26 protein-coding genes are annotated in these 25591 nt (G+C 59.4%); 15 read left to right on the forward strand and 11 right to left on the reverse strand.

Annotated elements, in window-relative coordinates:
- Positions 1 to 177: 177 nt before the first annotated feature.
- Together AC07W5_RS24770 and AC07W5_RS24775 are read right to left on the reverse strand one after the other, a co-directional pair.
- On the reverse strand, positions 178 to 780 hold the full coding sequence (locus tag AC07W5_RS24770; RefSeq protein ID WP_495024506.1) for a LysE/ArgO family amino acid transporter: 603 nt from the start codon (positions 778 to 780) through the stop codon (positions 178 to 180).
- 5 nt (positions 781 to 785) lie between these two features.
- Positions 786 to 1187, reverse strand: a complete 402-nt coding sequence (locus AC07W5_RS24775) for an ACT domain-containing protein (protein WP_494992038.1) — start codon at positions 1185 to 1187, stop codon at positions 786 to 788.
- A gap of 96 nt (positions 1188 to 1283) precedes the next feature.
- Between AC07W5_RS24775 and AC07W5_RS24780 the strand changes: the two genes are divergently transcribed.
- From AC07W5_RS24780 to AC07W5_RS24790, 3 genes are all read left to right on the forward strand, one after another.
- Positions 1284 to 2177: a LysR family transcriptional regulator ArgP gene (locus AC07W5_RS24780; RefSeq protein WP_494992039.1), complete on the forward strand. Its 894-nt coding sequence runs from the start codon at positions 1284 to 1286 to the stop codon at positions 2175 to 2177.
- A gap of 71 nt (positions 2178 to 2248) precedes the next feature.
- Entirely contained in the window at positions 2249 to 3241 is a 993-nt protein-coding gene (locus tag AC07W5_RS24785; protein WP_494992040.1) for an NAD-dependent epimerase/dehydratase family protein, read from the forward strand.
- A 104-nt stretch (positions 3242 to 3345) separates the two neighbouring features.
- A complete protein-coding gene (locus AC07W5_RS24790) occupies positions 3346 to 4185 on the forward strand; it encodes an ATPase (RefSeq protein WP_494992041.1) in 840 nt (279 codons plus the stop codon).
- A 45-nt stretch (positions 4186 to 4230) separates the two neighbouring features.
- Here AC07W5_RS24790 and AC07W5_RS24795 read toward each other — a convergent pair whose 3' ends face one another.
- Complete coding sequence (locus AC07W5_RS24795; protein WP_494992042.1) at positions 4231 to 5742, reverse strand: MDR family MFS transporter; 1512 nt, start codon at positions 5740 to 5742, stop codon at positions 4231 to 4233.
- Positions 5743 to 5819: 77 nt separating this feature from the next.
- Entirely contained in the window at positions 5820 to 7004 is a 1185-nt protein-coding gene (pobA, locus tag AC07W5_RS24800; RefSeq protein ID WP_495024532.1) for a 4-hydroxybenzoate 3-monooxygenase, read from the reverse strand.
- Between the two features lie 178 nt (positions 7005 to 7182).
- On the opposite strand from pobA, the gene AC07W5_RS24805 reads away from it, so the two are divergent.
- Complete coding sequence (locus AC07W5_RS24805) at positions 7183 to 8079, forward strand: helix-turn-helix domain-containing protein (protein WP_495024507.1); 897 nt, start codon at positions 7183 to 7185, stop codon at positions 8077 to 8079.
- A 7-nt stretch (positions 8080 to 8086) separates the two neighbouring features.
- On the opposite strand, the gene AC07W5_RS24810 is transcribed toward AC07W5_RS24805, so the two are convergent.
- Complete coding sequence (locus AC07W5_RS24810) at positions 8087 to 8266, reverse strand: hypothetical protein (protein WP_494992044.1); 180 nt, start codon at positions 8264 to 8266, stop codon at positions 8087 to 8089.
- Positions 8267 to 8457: 191 nt separating this feature from the next.
- On the reverse strand, positions 8458 to 9363 hold the full coding sequence (locus AC07W5_RS24815; protein ID WP_495024508.1) for a LysR family transcriptional regulator: 906 nt from the start codon (positions 9361 to 9363) through the stop codon (positions 8458 to 8460).
- A 114-nt stretch (positions 9364 to 9477) separates the two neighbouring features.
- Here AC07W5_RS24815 and AC07W5_RS24820 point away from each other — a divergent pair, with 114 nt between their 5' ends.
- Together AC07W5_RS24820 and AC07W5_RS24825 are read left to right on the forward strand one after the other, a co-directional pair.
- Positions 9478 to 10362, forward strand: a complete 885-nt coding sequence (locus tag AC07W5_RS24820) for an MBL fold metallo-hydrolase (RefSeq protein WP_495024509.1) — start codon at positions 9478 to 9480, stop codon at positions 10360 to 10362.
- Positions 10363 to 10448: 86 nt separating this feature from the next.
- Complete coding sequence (locus AC07W5_RS24825; protein WP_495024510.1) at positions 10449 to 11063, forward strand: NAD(P)-dependent oxidoreductase; 615 nt, start codon at positions 10449 to 10451, stop codon at positions 11061 to 11063.
- A 169-nt stretch (positions 11064 to 11232) separates the two neighbouring features.
- Here the strand turns inward: AC07W5_RS24825 and AC07W5_RS24830 are convergent, their stop codons facing one another.
- Positions 11233 to 12117: a LysR substrate-binding domain-containing protein gene (locus AC07W5_RS24830; protein WP_494992047.1), complete on the reverse strand. Its 885-nt coding sequence runs from the start codon at positions 12115 to 12117 to the stop codon at positions 11233 to 11235.
- A 157-nt stretch (positions 12118 to 12274) separates the two neighbouring features.
- Between AC07W5_RS24830 and AC07W5_RS24835 the strand changes: the two genes are divergently transcribed.
- The 6 genes from AC07W5_RS24835 to AC07W5_RS24860 all read left to right on the forward strand — a co-directional run bounded on the left by AC07W5_RS24835 (position 12275) and on the right by AC07W5_RS24860 (position 19716).
- Positions 12275 to 13912, forward strand: a complete 1638-nt coding sequence (locus AC07W5_RS24835) for a 5-guanidino-2-oxopentanoate decarboxylase (RefSeq protein WP_495024533.1) — start codon at positions 12275 to 12277, stop codon at positions 13910 to 13912.
- A complete protein-coding gene (locus tag AC07W5_RS24840) occupies positions 13909 to 15357 on the forward strand; it encodes an aldehyde dehydrogenase family protein (RefSeq protein WP_494992048.1) in 1449 nt (482 codons plus the stop codon). The genes AC07W5_RS24835 and AC07W5_RS24840 overlap by 4 nt, the downstream gene beginning before the upstream one ends.
- Positions 15358 to 15585: 228 nt before the next feature.
- Positions 15586 to 16689: an ABC transporter substrate-binding protein gene (locus AC07W5_RS24845; RefSeq protein ID WP_494992049.1), complete on the forward strand. Its 1104-nt coding sequence runs from the start codon at positions 15586 to 15588 to the stop codon at positions 16687 to 16689.
- A gap of 204 nt (positions 16690 to 16893) precedes the next feature.
- On the forward strand, positions 16894 to 17802 hold the full coding sequence (locus AC07W5_RS24850; RefSeq protein WP_495024511.1) for an ABC transporter permease: 909 nt from the start codon (positions 16894 to 16896) through the stop codon (positions 17800 to 17802).
- Positions 17799 to 18647, forward strand: coding sequence for an ABC transporter permease (locus AC07W5_RS24855; RefSeq protein WP_494992051.1), 849 nt, complete (start codon positions 17799 to 17801; stop codon positions 18645 to 18647). The genes AC07W5_RS24850 and AC07W5_RS24855 overlap by 4 nt, the downstream gene beginning before the upstream one ends.
- 13 nt (positions 18648 to 18660) lie before the next feature.
- Positions 18661 to 19716 (forward strand): ABC transporter ATP-binding protein, encoded by a 1056-nt coding sequence (locus AC07W5_RS24860; RefSeq protein WP_494992052.1) that lies wholly within the window; start codon positions 18661 to 18663, stop codon positions 19714 to 19716.
- A gap of 123 nt (positions 19717 to 19839) precedes the next feature.
- Here AC07W5_RS24860 and AC07W5_RS24865 read toward each other — a convergent pair whose 3' ends face one another.
- On the reverse strand, positions 19840 to 20763 hold the full coding sequence (locus AC07W5_RS24865) for an AraC family transcriptional regulator (RefSeq protein WP_494992053.1): 924 nt from the start codon (positions 20761 to 20763) through the stop codon (positions 19840 to 19842).
- Between the two features lie 337 nt (positions 20764 to 21100).
- Between AC07W5_RS24865 and AC07W5_RS24870 the strand changes: the two genes are divergently transcribed.
- Together AC07W5_RS24870 and AC07W5_RS24875 are read left to right on the forward strand one after the other, a co-directional pair.
- Positions 21101 to 21466, forward strand: coding sequence for a putative quinol monooxygenase (locus tag AC07W5_RS24870; RefSeq protein ID WP_494992054.1), 366 nt, complete (start codon positions 21101 to 21103; stop codon positions 21464 to 21466).
- Positions 21467 to 21475: 9 nt separating this feature from the next.
- Positions 21476 to 21748 carry a hypothetical protein gene (locus AC07W5_RS24875; protein WP_494992055.1) on the forward strand — a complete coding sequence of 91 codons (273 nt, stop codon included), beginning with the start codon at positions 21476 to 21478 and terminating at the stop codon, positions 21746 to 21748.
- On the opposite strand, the gene AC07W5_RS24880 is transcribed toward AC07W5_RS24875, so the two are convergent.
- Positions 21741 to 22370, reverse strand: a complete 630-nt coding sequence (locus AC07W5_RS24880; RefSeq protein WP_494992056.1) for a flavin reductase family protein — start codon at positions 22368 to 22370, stop codon at positions 21741 to 21743. The genes AC07W5_RS24875 and AC07W5_RS24880 overlap by 8 nt on opposite strands.
- Before the next feature lie 183 nt (positions 22371 to 22553).
- Positions 22554 to 22850 (reverse strand): hypothetical protein, encoded by a 297-nt coding sequence (locus AC07W5_RS24885; protein ID WP_494992057.1) that lies wholly within the window; start codon positions 22848 to 22850, stop codon positions 22554 to 22556.
- A gap of 374 nt (positions 22851 to 23224) precedes the next feature.
- Here AC07W5_RS24885 and AC07W5_RS24890 point away from each other — a divergent pair, with 374 nt between their 5' ends.
- Positions 23225 to 23980, forward strand: coding sequence for a COG4705 family protein (locus AC07W5_RS24890; RefSeq protein WP_494992058.1), 756 nt, complete (start codon positions 23225 to 23227; stop codon positions 23978 to 23980).
- Between the two features lie 155 nt (positions 23981 to 24135).
- Here the strand turns inward: AC07W5_RS24890 and AC07W5_RS24895 are convergent, their stop codons facing one another.
- Entirely contained in the window at positions 24136 to 25455 is a 1320-nt protein-coding gene (locus AC07W5_RS24895) for an MFS transporter (RefSeq protein ID WP_495012932.1), read from the reverse strand.
- Positions 25456 to 25591 lie beyond the last annotated feature (136 nt).

The raw sequence follows: 25591 nt of genomic DNA on the forward strand, positions 1-25591 counted from the left end.
CTAATCAGATCAGTTGCGGTGAGCGCAAGGCCGATCACGGGCGGCCAGACAAGCGCCGGGGAGTTTGTACTCTTTGCGGCGCAGGTTTTGGATCATAGCACCGGGGGTGCGGCATAACCACGCAACAACTGTGTGGAATAGAGGTTTGAAGGGGGGCCCTTAAGCCTTTTTGAATAATCAGCCTGCCGTGATTAATTGAATGGCCACAGTGAACATCATGATCGCCACCAGCAGGTCGAGGATTCGCCAGGTGCCGGGACGCGCCAGCCATGGTGCCAGCCAGGCGGCGCCAAGGGCCAGGGTGAAGAACCACAACAATGACGCGCTGGCCGCGCCGACCACGTAGGCACTTGGCACGGTTTGTTGTGCCCCGAGTGAGCCGATCAACAGCACGGTGTCCAGATACACATGGGGGTTGAGCAAGGTCACTGCCAGTGCGCTGAGCATCACCGCCCGAAGCGAACGCACCGTCTGGTTTTCGGCCTGTTTCAGACTTTGCCGGGAACACGCCCGACGCAGCGCCAGGCTGCCGTACCACAGCAGGAAGGCCGCGCCGCCCCAGCGGGCGATCGCCAACAGCAGCGGATTCTGCGCCAGGAGAGTCGCCAGCCCAAAGACTCCGGCGGCGACCAACAAGGCATCGCAGGTCACACACAACGCGGCCACTGGCAGGTGATGCTCGCGTCGCAGGCTTTGCGCCAGGACGAAAGCGTTTTGCGTGCCGATCGCCATGATCAGCCCCGCCGCGACCAACAGGCCGTTCACATAGCTTTGCCACATAGGGTTTACTCCGCGCCCGCCGCCAATTGCCGCAGCACCGTCATGGCGCGTTGGGCATCGGCCTGGCCGACAAACAAATGATCGTGGTAGTAACCGGCAATCACGTTGCAACTGATCCCGGCTTGCCCCAACGCACCGGCGAAAGCCGCGGTGAGGCCGACGGCTTCGAGTGCCGAGTGCACGTTCAAGGTGATCCACGCCGCTACATAATCGAAACTGAAGCCGGCCTTTTCGGCTTGCCCGCGCTCGAGGATGAGCGTCAAACCTTCCTGCTCACGGAAACTGCCGATGACGTCGCAGTCCTTGGGCAACTGGCCGTCGCCAAGGGTGCAGAACACGTACTCGCCAGCGTTCAAATGCGGGCTCATGCTGCGCAGCAGGGTTGCCAGAGTGGTTTCACCAGCCATGAAATGTGTCCTTGATCGAAGAGGCTTGCTGGTCATTCTCCGGTCGGAAGCTGTATAAGAAAAACCAATATTGCTGATCGCTCATTAGGAAAACTGATGTTCGACTATAAATTGCTCTCCGCGCTCGCCGCGGTGGTCGAGCAGGCCGGCTTCGAACGGGCTGCTCAGGTACTGGGCTTGTCGCAATCGGCCATCTCGCAGCGGATCAAACTACTGGAAGCGCGAGTCGGTCAGCCGGTGCTGGTGAGGGTCACGCCGCCCGCGCCAACCGAGATTGGCCGACGCCTGCTCAACCATGTGCAGCAAGTGCGTTTGCTCGAGCGTGACTTGCAAACGCTGGTGCCGGCGCTGGATGAAGAAGGCTTGCCGGAACGTCTGCGCATCGCCCTTAACGCCGACAGCCTGGCGACCTGGTGGGCAGAGGCCGTGGGTGATTTTTGCGCCGAGCAGCATCTATTGCTGGATCTGGTAGTGGAAGACCAGACCGTCGGCCTCAAGCGCATGCGTGCCGGTGAAGTGGCGGCCTGTGTGTGTGCCAGCGAGCGGCCGGTGGCCGGGGCGCGCAGCCTGTTGCTGGGGGCCATGCGTTATCGTGCCCTGGCCAGTCCGGCCTTCATCGCCCGGCATTTTGCGCAGGGTGTGCGGGCTGAGCAATTGGCGCGCACACCGGCTTTGGTGTTCGGCCCGGATGATTTTCTCCAGCATCGCTACCTGGCTTCATTGGGTGTCGAGGGCGGTTTCGAGCATCATTTGTGTCCGTCATCCGAAGGGTTTATTCGACTGACCGAGGCGGGACTCGGCTGGGGGCTGGTGCCGGAGTTGCAGGTCCGTGAGCAGCTGGAGCGCGGAGTGTTGGTGGAGCTTTTGCCAGATAAGCCGATTGATGTGCCGCTGTACTGGCATCATTGGCGCAACGGCGGGCAATTGCTCGGGCAGTTGACCGAGCATCTGGCACGATCATCAAAGCAATGGCTGGTGCCGTTGGAGTGATTGAAAGCGTCAGGACTTCAGGTAATACGCAGTGCGATACGCATGAAAAACGAAAGAAATCGGAGCAAGTCATGAAAATTCTGGTCACCGGCGCAAGCGGCTTCATTGGCGGGCGCTTTTCGCGTTTCGCCCTGGAGCAGGGCCTGGATGTGCGGGTCAACGGGCGTCGGGCCGAGGGTGTCGAGCATTTGGTGCGTCGTGGCGCCGAGTTTGTCCAGGGCGACTTGAGTGATCCAGAGCTGGTTCGCGATTTGTGCCGCGACGTTGACGCTGTGGTGCACTGCGCTGGCGCGGTTGGGCTGTGGGGGCGTTATCAGGATTTCCATCAGGGCAATGTACTGGTCACCGAGAATGTGGTCGAAGCCTGCCTGAAGCAGAACGTTCGGCGGCTGGTGCATCTGTCGTCACCATCGATCTATTTCGATGGCCGTGACCATCTGGGGCTGACGGAAGAACAGGTCCCGAAACGCTTCAAGCATCCCTATGCCGCCACCAAATACCTGGCTGAGCAAAAGGTCTTCGGAGCTCAGGAGTTTGGCCTCGAAGTGCTGGCACTGCGCCCACGGTTCGTCACCGGTGCCGGTGACATGAGCATCTTCCCGCGGCTGCTGAAAATGCAACGCAAGGGTCGCTTGGCCATTGTTGGTAATGGCCTGAACAAGGTCGATTTCACCAGCGTACAGAACCTCAACGAGGCGTTGCTCAGCAGTTTGCTGGCCACAGGCTCCGCACTGGGCAAGGCCTACAACATCAGCAACGGTACGCCGGTGCCGCTGTGGGATGTGGTGAACTACGTGATGCGCCAGATGGAAGTCCCGCAAGTGACTCGTTACCGCTCCTACGGTCTGGCCTACAGTATCGCGGCGTTGAACGAAGGGTTTTGCAAGCTATGGCCAGGTCGTCCGGAGCCGACGCTGTCGCGCCTGGGCATGCAGGTGATGAGTAAAAATTTCACGCTGGACATCAGCCGCGCCCGCCATTATCTGGACTATGAGCCCAAGGTCAGCCTGTGGACGGCCCTCGATGAATTCTGCGGGTGGTGGAAGGCCCAGGACATTCGCTGAAATAAACACTGAACCGAGTTTGGCGTTCAGGGTCGATCAATGCTGCGAGTAGCGGTTTATACTCGGGGCATTAAGCCATTACTGCGGTTCAGAAAGGTTGACTCATGTCCATGCGTAACGATGCAAACGACGACTTCGATGATGTTCCAAGCCTGCGTGCTGACACCGATGATGACTTCCCGACCACCGCTGCGGCCCGCGAGCGCACCAGCGTGCATTCGCGGCCTGCTTCGGTGGTCAAGGTCAAAGGTCCGGGCACCGGGCCATTGTGGGCATTGGTCGGGGCTTTGCTCTTGGCGTTCGCCGGCCTTGCCTGGTGGAGCTTTCAGCAGATCTCGTTGATGGAGCAACAATTGGTCGCAACCCAGGAAAGTTTTGCGCGCATCAGCGAGGAAGCGGCGGGGCGTTTGCAGGCTATTTCAGGCAAGGTGGTCGCCAGCGAATCCAGCGTCAACAGCGGCAGCGAAGCATTGAAGTTGCAGATCAAGCAGCTTGAAGGCAAATTGCTTGAGCAGAACAAGCAACAGCAGGGCGTCGCAGGTCAGGCGACTGAGCTGGACAAGCGCCTGGCGCAAATGACTGCGCAGACCACCGAACAGCAAGCCGCCAATACCCAGTTGCAGGCCCAGGTGAAATCCCTGAGCAGCGAACTGGCTGCCCTGAAAAGCAGCCAGACCGACACGAGTAAAGTCGACGCTGAAATCAAAGCTCTCAGCGCTGACATCGCCGCGATGAAAAAACAGGGTAACCCGAGCGCCGCCATCGAGCGCCTGGAGCAGGAAATGATCGTCCTCAAAAGCCAGCAGGACAACCGCCCGGCTGCACCTCAGGGTGGCGGTAGTACCGCGGAGTTCGACACCTTCCGTGGCCAGGTCACGCGTAACATCAACACCCTGCAAAGCCAGATCCAGAACCTGCAACAGCAGATCAACGCCCGACCTTAATGGAGAGTTTGATCGTTCCCACGCGGGAGCGCGGGAACGATTATCTCAAAGCTGACGATCTTCCCGCCCCCGCAACAACCTGTTCGGCATGGCGATCGCCGCCGCCAGCCCGAGCAGCGACACCGCCGCGCTGACCATCAGCAAATGCCGGAAGGTCAGCAGCAACTCCCCACGCAGCGCATTTCGAGCCGGACCTGGTGCGGCTTTCAAACCATCGAGCAGGACATTCCCCGAGCTGCCCTCGGTAATCGGCGCCGAGCCGGTCAGGTGGGCGAAGCTTGCGTCTTGCAGCAAGGCCAACAGCAATGCTGACATCAATGCCACGCCCACCGCACCACCCAGCGAGCGAAACAGGTTGGTGGTGCTGGTCGCCACGCCGATGTCCCGCTGCTCCACCGAATTCTGCGCGCCCACCAGTGAGGTCGGGAACTGCATGCCGGCGGCGATCCCGCAGAGCAGCATGAACAGGCTACTGAGGACTACCGCTTGTGGCGGGCTGAAGGCCATGCCGAGAATGGTGAAGGGGGTGAGCAGGGCGCCGGTGAGGATCATCGGTTTGTAGCGACCGGTCACCGACGTCCGGCGCCCGGCGAAATAGGCCCCCATCGGCAAGCCCATGGCCAGTGGCAACAGGTGCAGCGCGGCACTGTCGGCACCCGCGCCGGTGACGCTCTGAAAGCGTAACGGCATCAGCACGATCAGTGAGATGGCCTGGAAACTGGTGGAAAAAATCGTGCACCAACAGAGGACCGCGTTGCGGTTGGCAAACAAATGCATGGGTAGCAAGGGCTCGCGTGCCCGTCTCTCATGCAGGACGAACAGCGTCAGCACCACCACGGCTCCGGCCAGCAAGCCGAGCACTTCGTTGTCGCGCCAATAATGACCCTGACCGATCTCGGTGATGCCCAGCAGCAGTGAGCTCAGGCCGATGATCATCAGGATTGTGCCAAGGTAGTCGATGACCGGTTTGCGCTGTGGCACCGGCAAGCCGACCAGCGTGCGATGGGCCACCAGCCAGGCGCCGAGACCCAGCGGCAGGTTGATCAGAAACACCCAGCGCCAGGACAGGTACTCGGTCATGTAACCGCCGAGCACGGGACCTGCGACACTGGCCACCGCGTACATGCTGCTGAAATAGCCTTGATAGCGTCCACGTTCGCGGGGAGGAATGATGTCGCCAATGATCGCCTGACTCACCGAGATCATTCCGCCAGCACCGATGCCCTGGAGTATCCGCGCCAGCACCAACTGCTCCATGCTCTGGGCCATGCCGCACAACGCCGAGGCCAGGGTGAACAGGCCCATGCCGAACAGCATCAGCCGACGGCGCCCATAAAGGTCGCCGAGCTTGCCGTAAATCGGCACCGCCACGGTCATCGCCACCATGTAGCCGGAGATGACCCAGGCCAGCAGGCTGACATCCTTGAACTGCGCCGAGATGGCCGGCATCGACACGGCGACGATGGTTTGGTCCAGCGCACCGAGGAAGATCGCCAGCATCAGGGCGATCAACACGCTGCGAATGGCCGGTTTGGTAGGCTGGTTGAGATTGGTCACAGTGAAACCTGCGGGCAGTGGTTGACCCGCAGGTTGCTCGGCAAGCGGGAGTACGCGTTAGTGTACTCGATAGGCTCCTATTCGATAGCCTCGTAAGGAAGCCCGACATAATTTTCTGCAATGGTTTTTCGACCGGCTTCGGAGCCGACGAAATACTCCAGTTCGGTCTGCGTAATACGTTGGCTGAAGGCATCCGTGTCAGGGAAATTGTGCAGAATCGAGGTCATCCACCAGGAGAAACGCTCGGCTTTCCAGACTCGTCGCAGGCAGATCCCGGAGTACTTCTCCAGCAAGTCGACGCGGCCTTCACGATAGACCTTGAGCAAAATGTTGAACAACGTGCTGACATCGCTGGCGGCCAGGTTCAACCCCTTGGCGCCGGTGGGCGGGACAATATGCGCCGCGTCACCGAGCAGAAACATCCGCCCATGCTGCATTGGCTCGACCACGAAACTGCGTAACGGCGCGATGCTTTTCTCGATGGACGGGCCGGTCACTAGGTCGTTGGCTAACGCCTCCGGCAGGCGTGATTTGAGCTCATCCCAGAAGCGTTGATCCGGCCAGTCCTGGACCTTCTCTTCGGCAGGCACTTGCAGGTAATAGCGGGTTCGGGTCGCCGAACGCATGCTGCACAAGGCAAAACCGCGCTCGTGCCTGGCGTACACCAGCTCATCGTTGACCGGTGGCGTGTCGGCGAGGATACCCAACCAGCCGAAAGGGTAGACCCGCTCGAATACCTTCAGTGACTCGGCGGGAATCGACTGCCGAGCGATGCCATGAAAACCGTCGCATCCGGCGATGTAATCGCAGTCCAGGCGCCAGGTTTCTCCGTTCTTTTCGAATGTCAGATAAGGCTGGTCGGTTTTCATGTCGTGGGGCTGAACGTTGCTCGTCTCATACAGTGTCATCGCCCCTGCAGATTGCCGTGCGGCCATCAAATCGCGGGTGACCTCTGTCTGACCGTAGATCATTACGGTCTTGCCACCGGTGAGCGATTGCAGATCGATGTGCACCTGGCGTCCGTCGAAGGCCAGCTCGAAACCGCCATGAACCAGACCTTCTGCGTCCATTCGCTGGCCGACTCCAGCCTGACGCAGGAGCTCGACCATGCCTTGCTCCAGGACTCCGGCGCGGATCCGGCCCAATACGTAGTCCGGGCATTGGCGCTCGAGAATGACGGTGTCGATACCGGCGTTGTGCAGCAATTGGCCGAGCAACAGTCCGGCCGGACCGGCACCGATAATTGCAACTTGAGTCTTCAGCATTTTCATTGTTTTTATGGCTCGCAAGCTTCACGCGAACAAATCGGTGAATGGGTTCTGAGTACTTGCATTTTTCACTTCAGACCCCGTCAAATGAAGGTGAAAACTGAGCCGATAGCTGTACATTTCGCCAATCGGTGCGATTATCGCCCAACTCTCCGAGGCCTGGATTGCGGTTATGAACAAGCCTGCCCTTTCTTCGATTCCAGTGTTCAAACTCTATGGTGAAAGCCTGGACTGGCCGACACCGGATTTACTGCACTGTGAAACCATCTCCAAACGCAGCCGTGAGCATCAGTGGGAAATCAAACCGCACCGGCATGCCGATCTGTGTCAGTTGTTGTTTGTTAATAAAGGTCACGCAGAGCTTGAGATAGAGGGTAAGCGCACACTGCTGGCGAATTCGGCGGTCCAGATTCTGCCGCCGCTGTCAGTGCATGGTTTTCGTTTTTCGGAAGACGTCGAAGGCTATGTAGTAACCCTGGCCGCGCCGCTGGTGGCGTACCTTCAGGCGCAGCTGGGCAATTCACTGAATGCCCTGGCGGTGGCCGAAAGTTACCCGGCAGGAGCCGACAGCGACTACCTGAACAGTCTGTTTTCGGCATTGCAAAGCGAGTACGTGGGCAATCAGCCCGCACGAGAAATGCTCATGCACTCGCTGGTCAGCGTAATCCTGGTGTGGGTCAGTCGCCAGGTGATCCAGCGCCGTACCACGAGCCAGCGCCCACAGCGTGCGCGCGAATACCTCAATGGGTTTATCCAGCTGGTCGAAGAGCATTATCGCGAACACGTTAAGGTCGAAGACCTGGCGCATAAACTGGGGATTTCCGTCTCGCATCTCAACGGCACCTGCCGTGAGCTGGCCGGTCAGCCTGCCTTGCAGATCATGCATGAGCGCCAGTTGCTGGAGGCCAAGCGGCTACTGACCTACACCAGCATGACCATCTACGAAATGTCCGATTTCTTGGGATTCTCCGATCCAACCAACTTCACACGCTTGTTTCGGCGGCGAGTGGGGATCTCTCCCAAAGCGTTTCGCGACAGGTTGAAAGCCGATCAGAATAGCGAAGCGTAGGCTCTCGTTATTTGAGTGCGTTCAGGGTCGCGTTATGCGGTATGCAGCGCTCGAAGTTGCAGCTTGCCGATGCGGCCTGCGGTTGCTGACGGGCCTGTTCGACACGGTAGGCAGCGGTTCCGTACAGCACGAGCGAAGCGGTGCAGGCGATGAAGATAGCGAGGTATCTTCGGGTTTTGATGTTCATGGCGCTGACCTCTGAACGAGTACCCACCATTTAAGGGAGTACTACTATCAGCATAGGTCAGCCGCAGTGAGTTGCTATGGAGGTGGGCCACACCTTTGATGGGTGTTTAGCGCGAATCTTCAGTCTGGCATGCACTTGCGGCGAGCGGGCAAGCCCGCTCGCCGCAGGTTATGTGTTTCGATTTTATGAGCTTAAAGCCCCACATCCCACTGCGGTTGCTCCGGAAACCTCAACACCAGAAAATCCAGCATGCTGCGCAACGCCGCCGGCATGTGTTTGCGTGAGGCGTAGACCGCGTACATGTTCATTTGCCGTGGCTCGGCGCCGGGCAGCAGGCGGACCAGTTCGCCGCTGTGGATATGCACTCCGGCTTGATAGCTGGGCAGCATCGAAATCCCGGCTCCGGCGATGGTCGCTCGCAGCAGGGTGCTGGCCTCGTTGGCGCTGATGTTGCCCTGCACCGGTACCGAAACCTGTTCCCCGTCCTGCTCGAAGTGCCAAAGGCTTTTTCCGAAGTAGGAGTGGGTCAGGCAATTGTGCTGGCTGAGCTCTTCCACCCGCTGCGGCGCCGGGTGCTGGCGCAGATACTCGGGGGAGGCGCAGATTACCGAGCGGCACACGGTCAGTCTGCGGGCGATCAGGTTCGGGTCCAGGTCGTTGCTGGTGCGGATCGCCAGGTCTATACGCTCATCCACCAGGTTCACCGTGCGGTCGAGCATCTGCAGGTCGATGCTGACACCGGGGTAGCGTTTGACGTACTCGGCCACGGCGTCAGCCAGTTGCGCCTGACCGAATGAAGTGCTGACGCTGATGCGCAGCAAGCCTCGCGGGGCATTGTCCGGCTCGCTGACAGCAGCCTGCATGTCGGTCGACAAATCGAGCATCTGTCGGCATCGCGGCAGGGTTTCGCTACCGGCGGCGGTCAGGCTCAACTTGCGGGTGGTGCGGTGCATCAACCGTGCTCCGACCCAATCTTCCAGCTCCGCCAGATACCGTGAAACCACCGGCCGCGAGAGGTCCAGATGATCGGCGGCGGCGGACTGGCTGCCGAGGTCGACCACTGTGACAAAGACCCGCATTGCTTGAAGACGATCCATGATTTGCCCGCTTTCAGAAACAAACTATGTTCAAGCATCGCATTTTTTGGAGCGAGTGAGGCAACTAAGCTCTGTCCATCGTCACTCACGACGAACAGATCTCAGGAGCGACACATGATCGGATTTTCTTCAATCAAGCGCATTTTGCTGGCCACCGCGACCTTGGGTTTCGTCGCCCATGCAGCGGCGGCGGAGCCGGCGCTGACCCTGGACGTCTACAACCCGGGTACCGCGGCGATCTTCCCGGTCACTTCGGTGCTGGTCAGTGGCAAGAAAGAAGCGATTCTGGTGGACGCGCAGTTCGGCAAATCCCAGGCCGAGCAAGTGGTGGAAAAAATCCGCGCCAGCGGCAAGCAGCTGACTACCATCTACATCAGCCACGGTGACCCGGATTACTACTTTGGCCTGGACACCCTGACCGCTGCATTCCCGAACGCCAAGGTCCTCGCGTCCAGGCCGACCGTTGACCATATCAAGACCACCGTTGACGGCAAACTGGCGTTCTGGGGCCCGAAAATGGGTACCGACATCCCTCGCAAAACCATCGTGCCGCAAGTGCTCAAGGGCCACAGCCTGACCCTGGAAGGGCAGAAGCTCGAGATCATCGGCCTTGACGGCAAACAGCCGGATCGCACTTTCGTCTGGATCCCGTCCATCAAGGCAGTGGTCGGCGGTGTCGTGGTGGCAGAAAACATCCATGTGTGGATGGCCGATACCCAGAGCGCGCAGTCTCACAAAGATTGGCTCAGCACCCTGAAAATCATCGATGGCCTGAAACCCAAGACCATTATCCCGGGCCATTACCTGGGTGAGAGCGCCCGTTCAGTCGCCGCAGTGCATTTCACCGCCGACTACATCAATGCTTTTGATGAAGAATCCGCCAAGGCCAAGAACTCGGCCGAGCTGATTGAAACAATGAAAAAGCGTTACCCGGATCTCGGCGAAGAAAGCTCCCTGGAGCTGAGCGCCAAAGTCGCTAAAGGCGAAATGAAGTGGTGAGTCAACGTACCTGATCGTTCCCTCACTCTGCGTGGGAATGCAGCCCGTGACGCTCTGCGTCACATATCGGAACTGGAGAACTGTTCATGAGCAAGATCGCAATCATTGGTGCCACCGGCCGTGCCGGCAGCCAACTGTTGGAAGAGGCTTTGCGTCGCGGTCATAGCGTTACCGCCATCGCTCGCGATACCTCAAAACTCGGCCAGCGTGCCGGTGTCATCACCAAGAACGTTGACGTTGCCGACGGCGCAGCGTTGCAAGCGGCTGTTGCCGGTCATGATGTGGTGATCAGTGCGGCACACTTTTCGACGATCCCGGCCAACGCGATTATCGAGCCTGTGAAAAAGGTTGGCGTGAAGCGTCTGCTGGTGGTCGGCGGTGCCGGCTCCCTGCTGCTGCCCAGCGGTAGCAAAGTCATCGACGGTCCGGGCTTTCCCGATGAGTACCGGGCTGAAGCCAGTGCCGGTGGTGTCTACCTCGATACCTTGCGTGAGGAAAAGGACCTGGACTGGACCTTTCTTTCACCTTCGGCGCTGTTCGTCGAAGGCGAGCGTACCGGCACCTTCCGCGTGGGCAAGGATGACCTGCTGGTGAGCGCCGAAGGCAAGAGCTGGATCACCTTTGCCGACTACGCGATTGCGATGATCGATGAGATTGAAACCCCCGCGCATTCCCGCCAGCGGTTTACGGTTGGGTATTGATCGTTTAGGCGCCGCGTTACCTATGTAGCAGCTGGCGTAGCCTGCGTTCGGCCGCGCAGCGGTCGCATTCCGGCAAATGCGTTTTGTCTGAAGAAACGCGATGACCGGTTTTACGACTGCTGCGCAGCCAGACGCAGGCTGCGCCAGCTGCTACAAAATACGCGTCGACTCATACCTGACGCTCCTGAGCCTGCTCCACCAGCCAATCCATCAATTCGCGCAACTGCGCCGACGGCTCCGGCCGCTCCGGGTAGACCAGATAGTAGGCCTGCCCGGTGCGCACTTTCAGTTCAAATGGCATGACCAGCCGCCCGGCGCTCAGGTCTTCGCCGATCAATGACCAATCGCCGATCGCCACACCTGTTCCTTGAGAGGCGACGGACATCGCCAGGTCCAATGTATCGAAATGCTGTCCTTTGCCGATGTTGCTGACGCGGGTTCCCGCCGCCTTGAGCCAGGCTTCCCAATCCCGCTCATCGCGAGTGGGGTGCAGCAGCATGTGCTGTTCCAGATCGGCGTGAGCCTTGAGGGGCGTCGTCCCGTTGAGCAATTGCGCTGAGCAGACCGGTGTCAGTTGTTCATCGAACAGATGATGGAAGGCCGCGTTGCTCGGCGCTGCACCATAGACCACTGCCGCATCGAATTCTTCGCGACGAAAGTCCACGGCGTGCTGCACGGTGGTGGTCAGCTCCACCGGCACGTCCGGGCGTTCCTTTTGCCACTGCAACAGGCGCGGCAGCAGCCAGCGCATCATGCAGGTCGGCGCCTTCAGTTGCAGGGCTTCGCGCTTGGCGCCGACGTGTTCGACGGCTTCGTCGATCAGGTTGAAGACCTGTTGAATGCGCGGATACAACTCACGTCCTTGTGCGGTCAGGCTCAGGCCTCGGGCCTGGCGCTGGAACAACGCATAACCGAGATGGCTCTCCAGTCCGGCGATCTGTCGGCTCACTGCTCCCTGAGTAATGTGCAGCAGGTCCGCCGCCCGAGTGAAGTTGCAGCACTGGGCGGTAATCAGAAAGGTATGCAGAGCAGGCAAGGGGGGAAGACGTTTCATGGGTGCTCAGGCATGAGTGGAGGACATGCCTAGTATGACTATTTTTGGTTTGTCACCGCTATACGCCGACAGTTCCAATTGCGTCACCTTTGTGCCCCGGCGCGTGCCTGAAAACGCCATCGGGGTGCAGTTTCAGCTAATAAGAAGGGCAGCAAAAATGGCGACGTGCGGCGAAGTATTGGTCAAGTTACTCGAGGGTTATGGCGTCGAGCAGGTGTTCGGCATTCCGGGTGTACACACCGTTGAGCTGTATCGCGGGCTGGCTCGCTCGAGCATCAACCACGTCACTCCACGCCACGAACAAGGCGCCGGTTTCATGGCCGATGGCTATGCCCGCACCAGTGGTAAACCGGGTGTGTGCTTCATCATCACCGGCCCTGGCATGACCAACATCACCACCGCCATGGGCCAGGCCTACGCTGACTCGATTCCGATGCTGGTGATCTCCAGCGTGCAGTCGCGCAGCCAGTTGGGCGGCGGGCGCGGCAAGCTGCATGAGCTGCCGAACCAGAGCGCGCTGGTAGGTGGTGTGGCGGCGTTTTCCCATACGCTGATGTCCGCCGCCGAATTGCCGGGTGTACTGGCGCGGGCATTTGCCCTGTTCCAGGCCGGGCGTCCGCGTCCGGTACATATCGAAATTCCTCTCGACGTTTTGGTCGAAGACGCCGATGACTTGCTCACCAGTCAGCCCGTCAGCATCGCCCGCGCCGGTGCAGCGCCTTCAGCCGTCGCGCAGATGAGCCAATTACTGGCCACCGCCAAACGTCCGCTGATCCTCGCGGGCGGCGGTGCCATCGATGCGGCAGCCGAACTCACTCAGCTGGCCGAACTGTTGGACGCTCCGGTGGCGTTGACCATCAATGCCAAGGGCATGCTGCCCTCGCGCCATCCGCTGTTGATCGGTTCGACTCAATCGCTGGTCGCCACTCGCGCGCTGGTGGCGGATGCCGACGTAGTATTGGCGATCGGCACTGAATTGGCCGAGACCGATTACGACATCACCTTTGCCGGTGGCTTCGAGATTCCCGGCGCCTTGTTGCGCGTCGACATCGACTCGGACCAGACCGTACGCAACTACCCGCCGCAGGTCGCATTGGTGTCCGACTCGCAAACGGCGGCGCAAGCCTTGCTGACGGAACTTGGCGGACACACCCTGGCCGAGCGTCGCTCCGACTGGGGCCATGCCCGCGCAGCCACGTTGCGTGCCGAGCTTGAGACCATCTGGGACGCACCGACCCGCGCCCAGACCCTGTTCCTGGAGACTGTTCTGCACGAGCTGCCCGAAGCGGTGTTTGTCGGCGATTCGACCCAACCGGTGTACACCGGCAACCTGACATTCAACCCTGAGCAACCGCGCCGCTGGTTCAACTCGTCCACCGGTTACGGCACCCTTGGCTACGCCTTGCCGGCAGCCATTGGCGCCTGGCTCGGTGGCGGTTCCGAGCGCATTTCGCGCAGACCCGTGGTGTGCCTGATCGGCGACGGCGGGCTGCAATTCACGTTGTCGGAACTGGCCTGCGCGGTGGAAGCGCAAACACCGGTCATCGTGTTGTTGTGGAATAACCAGGGCTACGAAGAGATCAAGAAATACATGGTCAACCGCGCCATCGAACCGGTGGGCGTGGACATCTACACCCCGGACTTCATTGGCGTGGCCAAGGCTTTGGGGTGTGCAGCAGAAGCCATCGACGGTGTCGACGCACTGCGTGCCGCGTTGCGGGCAGCCATTGATCGTCAACGTCCGACCCTGATCGAAATCGACCAGAGCACCTGGATGCAGGCGGTGCAAGCATGAGCAGCCAGGAAATCTTGAATGGCTTGTATATCGACGGCCAATGGCGCGCGGGTAGCGAACGTTTGCCGGTGATCAACCCGGCCACGGAAGAACCGTTGGCCACCGTGAGCGGTGGCGATGGGCAAGCGGTCGAGCAAGCGGTAAATGCTGCCAGCGCTGCGTTTTTGCAGTGGGCTAAAACCCGCGGCTCTGAGCGTGGCGCAGTGCTGCGCAAGATCGCCAGCGGCGTGCAGGCACGCCGTGAGCACTTGATGCAGCTGCAGTCGAGCAACAACGGCAAACCGCTGTTCGAAGCGGGCATCGATGTCGATGACGTGATTGCCACCTTCGAGTATTACGCAGGACTTGCCGAGGCGATGGACGCTCAGCAGGACCGTGCCGTGGCTTTGCCGAGCGAGGACTTCGCTGCCCGTGTACGCCGTGAGCCTTGCGGCGTGGTGGGCTTGATCGTGCCGTGGAACTTTCCGATGGTCACCACCGCCTGGAAGCTCGCCCCGGCGTTGGCGGCCGGTTGTTGCGTCGTGCTCAAACCGTCGGAAGTTACACCGCTGCCGGAACTGGAATTGGCAGCGATCATTGCCGAGAGCGGCTTGCCCAACGGCGTGTTCAACCTGGTCTGCGGCACCGGCCTGGCGGTCGGTGCACCGCTGGCGGCTGATTCACGAGTGGCGAAAATCTCCTTCACCGGCAGCAATGCGGTGGGCGTTCAGGTCATGCAGCGAGCGGCGGAAACCGTCAAAGGTGTGAGCCTGGAGTTGGGCGGCAAGTCTTCGCTGTTGGTGCTCGCCGATGCCGATATCGAGTTGGCGGTGGAGTTGGCCAGTGGCGGCGGATTCTTCAACGCCGGGCAGATGTGCTCGGCCACCAGCCGTGTGCTGGTGGCCGAGGAGCTGGCGGACGAATTCCTGGTGCGGCTCAAGGCGCGTGCCGAGGGAATTCGCGTGGCAGACCCGTTTGACCCGGATGTCGAGATGGGCTCGCTGGTCAATCAGGCGCAATACCAGCGGGTGCTTGGGCACATCGATCGTGGGCTGAGCGCTGGCGCCAGGCTGATTTGCGGCGGTGAGCGGCCAGAAAATGTGCCGCGCGGATATTTTTTGCGGCCGACGATCTTCACCGAAGTGCCCCTCGACAGTGCGTTGTGGTGTGAAGAGATCTTTGGCCCGGTGATTTGTGTGCGCAGTTTTGCCAGCGAAGAAGAGGCGATCGACCTGGCCAATGACAGTGAGTTCGGTCTGGTGGCCAGCGTGGTCAGTCGCGATGGCGAGGCTGCCGAGCGGGTCGCCAACGCCTTGCAGGCCGGGTTGGTGTGGATCAACGCGCCGCAAGTGATATTCCCGCAGACGGCCTGGGGTGGCTACAAACAGAGCAGCATCGGCCGCGAGTTAGGGCCGTGGGGCATGCAGGCGTTTCAGGAAATAAAACACGTGATTCGCGCCATCTGACGGCCCGAAAACGGTCCACGCATGCCTCGAAACGAGGCATGCGTTTGGCACATGGCTTCAATGACAAATTTTCGATTGTTGCGCGTTCTGCGCAACCTCAGGATGAACCAGCCGACTTAGCTACACCCCGTGATCTACGGGAGTTAGAGCTAGATCGATCACCGGGCGCCTGGATGCGACCAACCTCATACCTACAACTCATACCTACAAGAAGAAAGGGAGTCCGTAATGGGCGAGCATGATCTGAACAGAAGACAGTTCATCAAAACGGTGGGAGTGGCTTCGGTTGCCGCGGCAGCCATGAGCATGCCGTTTATCCGGGCCAATGCCAGCGATACGCGCTTTCAGGGCAAGACCCTGCGCCTGCTGACCTGGTCGGATGACACCGGGCTGGCGGCACTGCGCAATATTGCCGCGACCTTCGAAGCCAAGACTGGCGCCAAGGTCATTGCTGACCGTACCGGCAGCACCTCGGAAATGGTCGCCAAACTCAAGGCCGGCGGTGATCGTCCGCAATACGACATCATCACCCTGGCGGGTGTTGGCGCTGAAGGCCTGGCCGCCGCCGGTCTGCTGGAAAAACCCGATCTCAACCGCATTCCCAACCTGGTCGACGTGCCGGAGAAATACCGCACCGGTGCCAACGGCCACGGCATCGGTTACCTGCTCTGGTGCAACAGCCTGATCTACAGCACCCGCACCGTGAAGCAAGCCCCGGACAGCTACGCCTCGTTGTGGGATGCGGACATGGCGCCGAACATTTTCCTGCCGCCGCCGAACTGGACCGAGGCCATGGACCTGATCATCATCGCCGCCAAACTGGCCGGTGGTGACGAGCACAACATCGAACCGGGCTTCAAGAAACTTGCAGAGCTCAAGAGCCGTGTGGTGACGCTGGGTGAAAACCCCAACCAGATCGCTGAATTGTTCCGCACCGGTTCGCTGGATATGGGCGGTCTTTACGCCCCGGCGTTTTTCCCAAAACAGATTCGTGATCCGGCCTACGGTCTGGGTGCCACCTTCGGCATGAAGGAAGGCTTCTACACCGACCTGATGCTCTCTGTGATGCCGAAAAATCGTCCCGGCGATACCGATCTGGCCTACGCCTTTATCAACCACTCTCTCGACCCGCTGGTGCAGGGCAAGATGGCTGAAGATATCTTCAACGGCCCGGTCAACGCCAAGGCCATCATCTCCGCCGAAGCGCGCAAGAGCCCGTACATCCTTACGCCGGAGCAGATTGCCGACAAGGCGATCATGCACGACAACGCCTTCCTGGCCACCGTGCATGACCAATGGATTCGTCGTTACACGGAAATCTTTTCTTCCTGAGCCAATAGGTCTGGATTTGTCCCGCTGACCGCGAAGCAATGAAGATCCCTTGTAGGAGCGAGCTTGCTCGCGATAGCGGACTTGCAGTCGACATCAATGTTGACTGGTAGGCAGTCATCGCGAGCAAGCTCGCTCCTACACTGCTCAGCATCAAGACAAGTCCAGTCCCCAGGTTTCCTGCTTTCCATTGACGAGATCATTGCTATGGAACACCAATCCCTGACCCTCCCGGTCGGCGCCGCGAACGTGCGCCCGGCTCGCGGTGTTTCGCCGACCACCCGCGCCTGGTTTTTCCTCACACCGTCGATGCTGTTTCTCGGCGTGTTGATTGCCGCCAGCCTGCTGGTGCTGCGCATGAGCGTGGGCACCAAGGGCGCGGAATGGACCGGCTTCAGCCTGGCCAGTTATGCCCAATTGCTGGAACCCTATTACCTGAAGTCATTGCTGCTGACCTTGCGCCTGGCCTTGTTCAGCGCAGTGATCGCGGTGTTGCTGGCGATCCCGGTGGCTTACACCATGTCGCGCCTGACATCGCCTTTGGTACGCCGGATATTTCTAGCTGCGGTGCTGTTGCCATTGCTGGTCAACCTGCTGCTGCAAAGCTACGGCTGGCTGGTGATCCTCGGGCCGGGCGGGATGCTCAATCAGGCGCTGATGGGCCTGGGCCTGATCAAGCGTCCAATCATGATGTTGTACAACCAGAACGGCGTGTTGATGGGGCTGGTGCAGACCGCGTTCCCGTTGGCGGTGTTGCCGATTGCCAGCGCCATGCGCGGTGTTGCCCGCACCTACGAAGAGGCCGCCGCGACCCTGGGCGCGAGCCGCTTGCAGGTGTTCCGCCAAGTGGTATTGCCCATGAGCCTGCCGGGGATTATTACCGGCGCGACGCTGGTGTTTGCCTACAACGCCAGCAGCTTTGTGGTGCCTTTGTTGCTCGGTGGTCGACGGGTGCCGATGCTGGCGGTAATGGTTCATGACCAGATTGCGCCGCTGATGAACTGGCCTGCCGCATCCGCCGCAGGGGTGGTGTTGATCGTCACTACGTTGGCAATCATGACCCTCTCCGAATACATCACGGGCCGTCGTCGGCGCATGCTGGAGGCTTCGCAATGAGCACGCTAATCAAGAAGCGCCAGTCGCTGCTTCCCGGAGACACCGGGCGGTTCGCCGGGGTCCTTTCAGGCTTCATTCTGCTGCTGGCGGTATTGCCGATCCTGACCATGATCGTCATGTCTTTCAGTGGCGCCTCGAACCTGGACTTCCCGCCCGGCAGCTACAGCCTGCAATGGTACAAGGCCGCGTGGAATACCTTTGTTTCGCCCGACACCAGCGATGTATTGAGCCTGGGCAAAGCCATGACCACCAGTCTGATGGTGGCATGCCTGACCATGGTTTTCGCGACCGTGATCGCGGTGCCGGCGGCTTATGCATTGACCCGTTGCGAGTTCCGCGGCAAGGCCGTGGCGCTGCAGCTTATGTCTTTGCCCTTGGTGTTCCCGATGGTGGTGTTGGGGCTGGCGTTACTGCTGGTGTTCGACAGCCTGCCGTTCCAGATGACCACCTCGCGGCTGGTGATTGCCCACGTCATCCTGGCGTTGCCATTCGTGGTGAAAAACTGCACGGCGGCGATGCTGTCCATCGGCAGCGAAGTCGAAGAGGCCGCGCAAATGCTCGGTGCTTCACCGCTGCGGGCGATTGTCGATGTGGTGGTGCCGTTGATGAAGTCGGGGATTCTCGCCGGGATGCTGCTGGCCTTCATCGTCTCGTTCAACGAGTTCACCGTGACCTATTTCCTCTACACCATCGATGTGATGACCGTGCCGATCTGGATGTACAGCCGCACCGTGTCGTCGCTCGACCCGACCGTGTTCTCGTTCGCCGTGCTGATCGTGCTTATCGACTTTGTCCTGATCTGGGCACTGGAGAAGCTGGTCGGTGAAGGTGGCGTTTCCTTTTGATTTGAGGTGCAACATGACTGGACTGATTCTGGAAAACGTCGAGAAACATTACGGCACGGCGTGCGCGGTAAAGGACGTCAATCTGCATTTGCCCGAGGGCAAACTGGTGTGTTTTCTCGGCCCTTCGGGCTGCGGAAAAACCACCTTGCTGCGAATGATCGCCGGGCTGGAAACCCTGACTGGCGGCGAGATTCGTCTGGACGGTGAAGACATTGGCCATACCCCGGCGCACCAGCGCAACTTTGGCATGGTCTTTCAGTCCCTGGCGCTGTTCCCGCACATGACCGTTGGCGAGAACATTGCCTACCCGCTGAAACTGCGTGGGGTCAGCAAGGCCGATCAGCAGGCGCGGGTCACCGAGTTGCTGCAACTGATTCAATTGCAAGAGATGGTCGACCGGCCAGTATCGAAACTCTCCGGTGGTCAGCGCCAGCGCGTGGCGATTGCCCGGGCGATTGCCTCGCGCCCGAAAATCCTTCTGCTCGACGAGCCGCTGTCGGCACTGGACGCCAAGTTGCGCGAATCGATGCAGGTGGAAATCCGCCAGCTGCAGCAACGCCTGAACATCACCACCATCATGGTCACCCATGACCAGCGCGAAGCCATGACCATGGCCGATATCGTGGTGGTGTTGGGCGAGCATCGGGTACAGCAGGTCGGTACGCCGATCGAAATCTATCGGCATCCGGCCAACGAGTTCGTCGCCGACTTTATCGGCACAGGGAACATTTTCCCGGCTACCGCGTTGGGGAATGGGCAGATAAGTTTGCCGGGCGGCGACTCGCTCAATGTGCCGATTTGCAGCAGCATCGTGGTCGGTGAGAAGGTCAAAATGCTGGTGCGCCCTGAGGATCTGCAACTGTCGCAACCTCAGGCAACAGCGGGCAACCGCCTGCTGGGCAAGGTGACGTTCGTTCGCGATATTGGCGCGACGATTGAAACCACGGTCGAGTGTTCCGGGGTTTCGCTGACGGCGCTGAGTACACCGTGTCAGGGGATTGGCTTGAGTATCGGCAACCCGGTGTCAGTGACGATTCCGGCCGAAGCATGTCGGGTGTTGGGGGCGTAGCCGATAATTGTATGTGGGGCTGCTGCGCAGCCCATCGCTGTAGGAGCGAGGCTTGCCCGCGATACAGGCGCCGCGGTTTGTCTGGCTGACCGCATCATCGTTCATCGCGGGCAAGCCTCGCTCCTACGACCGCAACCGCGCCAAATCCCGTAACGGCGGCGCGCCGAACAACCGGCTGTACTCACGGCTGAATTGTGACGGGCTTTCATAGCCCACCCGATAGCCCGCCGCCGACGCATCCAGCCCTTCAGCCAACATCAAGCGCCGCGCCTCTTGCAGGCGCAGTTGCTTCTGATATTGCAGCGGACTCATTGCGGTCATCGCTTTGAAGCGGTGGTGCAGGGTCGACACGCTGAGGTTCACTTCCCGCGCCAGATCATCAATGCGCAAAGGCTGCTCATAATTACCGTTGAGCCATTTGATCGCCTGGCTGATTCGATGGCTCTGGCTGTTGGCGATGGCGATTTCATACAGACGATAGCCCTGATGGCTGCGCAGTAACCGATAGAGAATTTCCCGGCGAATCAGCGGCGCGAGCATGGCGATGTCTTTCGGGTTGTCGAGCAGACGGGCCAAACGCAGCACCGCGTCGAGCATCGGTTGGTCGAGTCGCTCCACATAGAGGCCACGCCCGGTGGGGCGGGTTGGCACGCCCATGGGGCCCGCATCGGCAATCAACGCGGTAATCTCTGCCGGGTCGATATCCAGGCGCAAGGCCAGGATCGGATGCTCTGGCGAAACATCGACTATCCGACCGCTCAACGGCATCGAGACCGAGACCACCAGGTAGTTGAGCGGATCATAGTTGAAGTGTTCGTCAGCCAGGCGCACTTCCTTGCGGCCTTGGGCGAGGATGCACAGCGCCGGTTGGGCAAGCACCGGAGCGAAGTCGTGGGAGCAGCTATGCCGCGACACAAACAACGAGCCGATGGCCGTCGTGTAGGTGCCATCTTCACCGGTGTTGCGGCGGATGATAGTGGCCAGTTCCGCGCGCTGTTTTTCCATGTCGGCGTCCAGCGGGGCTTGGGTGTGATCGAGCGATGACATGGGTGACATCCTCTGCGAAGCTTTTCGGATGGGCACAGCTTAAGTTTGTGCAAGGCCGGGTGGTAGGCAATTGCTGCATAAAACTTGCCTGATCCTGCTTCGGGTTAAAAATCAGAGTAGATACAACGGGTTCGGCGTGGAGAAAGTTGCTTGAAACACGACTGTCACGTTTGTAGCGTGGATTTCCCACCGACCTGCGCAATCGGAGCGCTGGCGCAGGATTGTGCAATAAGCCGGCAGGAATCGACTAACGGCCCGTGCGCCGGGCGCTTAATCTTTGATCCTGTCGCAGCCCGTCTCAAGGCTGCAGATCGTCTACACCTTGGGAGGATCAACGATGTCCACGCATATTCCCGTCAGTCATATGGTTTTTGCTAGGGCCCGCGCCGGACGCTCGATGGAGTTAGGCGTGCGTTTGAGCAGCCTGATTGAAACGACCCGTCAGGCACCCGGTTGCCTGCATTTTGCCCTGCAGCATTCATTGTGCGACCCAGAGCTGTGGCTGGTGTCCGGTTTCTGGATCAACCATCAGGCCATGACTGCCTACTTCGGTACCCCTGCCATGGAGATTTTCGCCGAGCTGGTGCAGGAGTTGGTGGTCAACAGCCTGGACTTTCACACCTTCAGTGATGTCTCGACAGCTCAGGCCCAGGTTGAGTACGCGCAACTGAACTTACCTGCGATGCACAAGCTGGCCAGTTGAAGGTTTAGAATGGCCGACTTTCAATTGGCCAGGATCCGCGACATGGCACGTAAAGAGTTTGCGCAGTTCGAAGCAGTTTCCGCTGTTGTACCGGGTGAGGGTGGTTACAGCGCCGCTATCGCCGTCAAGGCCCTGGGTGGTTCAGGCGCCCCGCGTTTTCATAAAGTGCTCGAAGACCAGAAATTCAAGACCGCCCATGACGCCGATCAGGCTGCCGCGCAAAAGCTTGAACAGTTGATCGACGTGAGTGAAGACGGCGAATTGTCCTGGGAAACTATTTGACCGCCCCCGGGCGGAACATTTTGAACAAGGCCTCAGGCCCCAGCTGGAAATAATCCGCCGGCCCGCCGCCGCGCAGAATCGGCTCTGCCGCGGCGGTATCGTAGATCCCATCCTTGAGCAGCCACTTGGCGATATGCACGGCGACCACTTCGCCGAGAATCAGCCAGCTGGGCACCAGCTCCTTGTCTGAGCGTTGCAGTTGAATGATCTGCGTGACCTTGCATTCGAAGGACACGGGGCTTTCGGCTACCCGTGGCACAGCGATGACTTTCGAGGCGACCGGTGTGAGCCCGGCCAGTTCGAACTCGTTCACCTCTGCGGGCACTGTCGCGCAACTCTGGTTCATCCGCTCGGCCAGCGGGCGGGTCGCCAGGTTCCAGGCGAACTCGCCGGTCTGCTCGATATTGTTCAGGCTGTCTTTGCGCCCGACGCTGGAAAATCCAATGATCGGCGGAATGTAGTTGAACGCATTGAAGAAGCTGTAGGGCGCCAGGTTCAGGCGGCCTTGGGCATCCTGCGAGGAAATCCAGCCGATAGGACGGGGGCCGACGATGGCATTGAACGGGTCATGGGGCAGGCCATGGCCCTGGGCGGGTTCGTAGTAATGGATATCGTCAGACATCGCGCGGGGTTCCTGAGGTGGGACTGGAAGGGGAGTCGGTCATAGTGCATCGCGCCGCAGGTTATTTCCAGCGTAGGGGGCTTCGATTGGGGGACGGTGATCTTTGCAGAGGGTGTTCATCTTTTCTATCCCCAAAAACGATTAAGCCCGGCAGAAGCCGGGCTGTGATACCGCGATTGAGTGTTAGCTGACAGTGGCAGAGCCGGTGCGGTCGTAGCCATCGGCAGCGACGGTGGCGGAACCAGTGCGGTCGTAGCCGTCAGCGGCAACAGTGGCAGAGCCGGTGCGGTCGTAGCCATCGGCAGCGACGGTGGCAGAACCGGTGCGATCGTAGCCATCGGCAGCGACGGTGGCAGAGCCGGTGCGGTCGTAGCCATCAGCAGCGACGGTAGCAGAGCCGGTGCGATCGTAGCCGTCAGCGGCGAAGGTGTTGGCAGCCAGTACGGAGAGGATAGTGGCGATGACCAATTTGGTTTTCATGGCGGTTACTCCGGTTCGTTTGCGTGTTGTACGTTGAGCATGAAATTCATACTACGCTTGTGAACTTGATTGAAAAATGCAAATTCATGCTTAAAGCAATCGCTTTAATAGATATATGTAGTAACGCAATTGGCAGCTTTCCGATGTGGCCTGGTCAGCTAGCGTATGACGCTCTACGTCGACTCATATCAGTCGCAGCGTGTGGTCCGGGCATTAACTGATCATTAATTGCACAGAAATCCTTAGAATCTGTTGTTCTATGGATTTTTCATTCCGTACTTACCTATTTTTCACTGTTACCCATTCAGTCTCCGCCCGGGCCAAAACCATTGAAACTGGCTATCTGAAATCCGAGCTTTGGAGCACTGCATCGAATGAACAAACTTCCTCAGATCACCTTGGCGTTCTGGGTCATGAAAATCTGCGCGACGACCTTGGGGGAAACCGCCGGGGATTTGCTGTCGATGACCCTGAATGTCGGCTACGCCATTAGTTCGATGATCCTGATCAGTGTGTTTCTGCTGACGCTGGTGACACAGTTGTTTTCGAAGACCTACAACCCGGTGCTGTACTGGATCGTGATCCTCTCGACCAGTACCGCCGGCACCACCATGTCGGACTTCATGGACCGCACTTTGGGTCTGGGCTATGCCACGGGTTCGATGATTCTGATTGCGATTCTGGTGACGATCTTCGCCCTCTGGCGCCTGAGCGGCGACTCGCTGAACGTGAGCAAAATTCAGACTTTTCGTGGTGAGATGTTCTATTGGATGGCGATTCTGTTTTCCAACACCCTGGGCACTGCCCTCGGTGACTTCCTGGCCGACGACTCCGGCCTGGGTTTTGCCGGTGGAGCGCTGTTCATAGGCTCGACGATTGTGCTGGTGGTGTTGGCGCGATACTTCACCAAAATCTCGTCAGTGCTGTTGTTCTGGATTGCCTTCGTCTTGACGCGTCCGTTCGGCGCAACCCTGGGCGACTTCCTGACCAAACCCCATGAAAAGGGTGGCCTGGACTTCGGCACCGTCGGTTCGTCGCTGGTGTTGGCGGGGATTCTGGTGCTGATGATCGTGGGGGCTTCGTACGTTCAGAACAAGTACGTGCGTCAGGGCGCTGCCGAGCTGTCCTGATTGGCTTGATATTGCGTCGTGGCCATCGCGGGCAAGCCTCGCTCCTACGGGGGAGCATGTCTCTGTAGGAGCGAGGCTTGCCCGCGAAGAATTCACTACGGTCTCACAGACAAAAACGCGCAAAGGCATTGCACCTTTGCGCGTTTTTTTGCCTGTCAGTTCGTCTCGATTCGCGAGTGTTTGCGGGTTTCTTTCATGGTCACGTACACCAGCAGCGAAACGGCGATGCAGGCGGTGACGTACCAGTAGTAACCGGTTTCCATGCCGATACTCTTGAACCACAGCGCGATGTATTCAGCGGTGCCGCCGAAGATCGATACGGTCAGGGCATAAGGCAGGCCGACGCCCAGGGCGCGGATTTCGGTCGGGAACAATTCGGCTTTGACCACGGCGTTGATCGAGGTGTAGCCGCTGACGATGATCAGCGCGGCCATGATCAGGAAGAACGCGCCCCACCAGGTCTGGACCGTGTGCAGAGTGGTGAGGATCGGAACGGTGAACAAGGTGCCGAGAATGCCGAAGGCAATCAGGATCGGCCGCCGCCCGACTTTATCCGAAAGCCCGCCAACCACTGGTTGTAGACACATGAACAGGAACAATGTGGCCGCCGAGATGGTGGTGGAGTCAGAGATGCTCATGCCAACCGTGTTCACCAGGTACTTCTGCATGTAGGTGGTGTAGGTATAAAAGGCCAACGTACCACCCATGGTCAGGCCGACCACAGTCATCAGCTCTTTGGGATGGCGCAACAGGGTGCGCATCGCACTTTCTTTGGACTTCTCCTTCCTGGAGAACGACTCGGTTTCTTCCATGCCTCGACGCAGATACAGCGCGACAACCGCACACAGCGCGCCAATGGCGAACGGGATGCGCCAGCCCCAGTCGTACAGCTGTTCAGTGGTCAGGGTTTGTTGCAGCACGATCAGTACCGCCAGCGCGATGAGCTGACCGGAGATCAGCGTGACGTACTGGAAGCTGGAGAAGAAACCACGACGTTCCTTGGTTGCCATCTCGCTCAGGTAGGTCGCTGAGGTACCGTACTCGCCGCCCACGGACAGGCCCTGCAGCAAGCGGGCGAACACCAGCAGAATTGGCGCGCCGACGCCGATGGTTTCATAACCGGGGCTCAAGGCGATGATCAGTGAGCCGAAGCACATCAACAGCACCGAAGCCATCAACGCAGCTTTGCGGCCTTTGCGGTCGGCATACAGGCCCATCAGCCAGCCACCGATCGGGCGCATCAAAAAGCCCACGGCGAAGATCGCAGCGGTGTTCAGAAGCTGTGCAGTGGTGTCGCCTTTAGGGAAGAACGCTTTGGCGAAGTACAGCGAGAAGGCCGCGTAGACGTACCAGTCGTACCACTCGACCATGTTGCCGACAGAACCGCTGAAAATCGATTTGATACGGCTGGAAGTGGTTCTTTCTTTTGCCGGCGCAGCCGCCGACCCAAGAGGCAGGGTGTTTGAGTTATCCATAAAGGATCCTTCGTCTAATTGTTTTTGTGGAGCGCGCCGAAACGCAGCCTGGGAGGGCTATAGCAGGAGCTGTGCCAGGACGAAGATGCTTGGTTTAGAGGGGTTGTGGTGATTTAGTAAGCGGAAATCCGCTTAT

This window comes from Pseudomonas sp. GW821-FHT01E05 (genome assembly GCF_059422425.1).